At 41.3% G+C, this 1,699-nt stretch carries 1 protein-coding gene; it reads left to right on the plus strand.

What is annotated here, in order from left to right; genetic code table 11:
- Window positions 1-740, plus strand: a 740-nt coding sequence (gene hemH / locus L650_RS0110750) for a ferrochelatase (RefSeq protein ID WP_029773115.1), incomplete at its 5' end; no start/stop codon positions are given.
- Window positions 741-1,699: the final 959 nt, after the last annotated feature.

Below are 1,699 nucleotides of genomic sequence, written 5' to 3' on the forward strand. Positions count from 1 at the left end.
CCCGCCTGCAACGCGACAAACTAAACGCGCTACTCCAAGAGCAAGGTTACACCAATACCGAAGTTGTTATGGCCATGCGTTACGGCAACCCTTCAATAGAGGCGGGCCTGGAAGCGCTGCGCGATAAAGGCCTAACGCGCATAATTGTACTACCACTTTACCCGCAATACTCAAGTCCTACCACCGGCTCAACATTTGATGCCGTATCAAGAGTATTGCAAAGATGGCGCTGGGTGCCCGAGCTACACTTTGTAAATGGTTATCACAAAAACACCGCTTACATTGATTCATTAGCTAGCAGCATTAGCGAAGATTTAGAAAAAAACGGCATGCCACAAAAATTAGTTTTTTCATATCACGGTATGCCAAAGCTATTTTTAGATAGAGGCGACCCTTACCACTGCCTATGTTTGCAAACCACGCGTTTAGTGGTTGAAAAACTAGGCCTTGATAAAGATAAAGTAATTAGCACTTTTCAAAGCCGCTTTGGTAAAGCCGAATGGTTAAAGCCATACACCGACGCCACGCTTGCATCGTTACCTGATGAAAACATTACCGACGTTGCAATTTTAAGCCCTGCTTTTAGTGCCGATTGCTTAGAGACACTCGAAGAGCTTGAAGAAGAAAACCGCGAAATTTTTGAAAACGCAGGCGGCGAAAAGTACCGTTATATAGCCGCTTTAAACGACAGAGACGACCACATTAACGCTTTATATGATGTGCTAAAACCAATGCTTTAAACGCATCTTTATTGCCTTAACGTAAAAAAGCGGTGTTAAATTTAACACCGCTTTTTTGATTGTAAGGTAAGTATTTATTAAATGTCATAGCTACTATTTTGCGCGAGCAAGCTTCGCACCTACAACTTTCACTTCTCATTTAATCCTCTTTCCCTTCTCTTTGTGCATTTTTGTATTAAAGATCAATAAACCACAAAGAGGTTAAGAGACGCTTCGCTTTTAGAGAAGCAACTAACATCTTGCGCGAGCAAGCTTCGCGCCTACAAGCTTCACTTCTCATTTAATCCTCTTTCCCTTCTCTTTGTGCATTTTTGTATTAAAGATCAATAAATCACAAAGAGGTTTAGAGACGCTTCGCTTTTAGAGAAGTAACTAACATTTTGCGCGAGCAAGCTTCGCGCCTACCAACAAAATTAACACCGAGGTAAATTACCTTGTAGACGCGCAGCTTGCTGGCGTGACGAGCGATAGCTCGTAAATAAAACCAACGCATTCACAAAGAGGTTAAAAAGTGCTTCGCTTTTAGAGAAGCAACTAACATCTTGCGCGAGCAAACTTCGCGCCTACAAATTTCACTTCTCATTTACTCCTCATTCCCTTCTCTTTGTGCATTTTTGTATTAAAGATCAATAAAGCACAAAGAGGCTTAGAGACGCTTCGCTTTTAGAGAAGTAACTAACATTTTGCGCGAGCAAGCTTCGCGCCTACAAACTTCACTTCTCATTTACTCCTCATTCCCTTCTATTTGTGCATTTTTGTATTAAAGATCAATAAACCACAAAGAGGTTTAGAGACGCTTCTCTTTTAGAGAAGTAACTTGCATCTTGCGCGAGCAAGCTTCTCGCCTACAACTTTCACTTCTCATTTACTCCTCATTCCCTTCTCTTTGTGCATTTTTGTATTAAAGATCAATAAATCACAAAGAGGTTAAGAGACGCTTCGCTTTTAGAGAAGCAACT

Origin of the sequence: Pseudoalteromonas sp. TB51 (assembly GCF_000498055.1) — a bacterium.
GTDB classification, from domain to species: Bacteria; Pseudomonadota; Gammaproteobacteria; order Enterobacterales; family Alteromonadaceae; genus Pseudoalteromonas; species Pseudoalteromonas atlantica.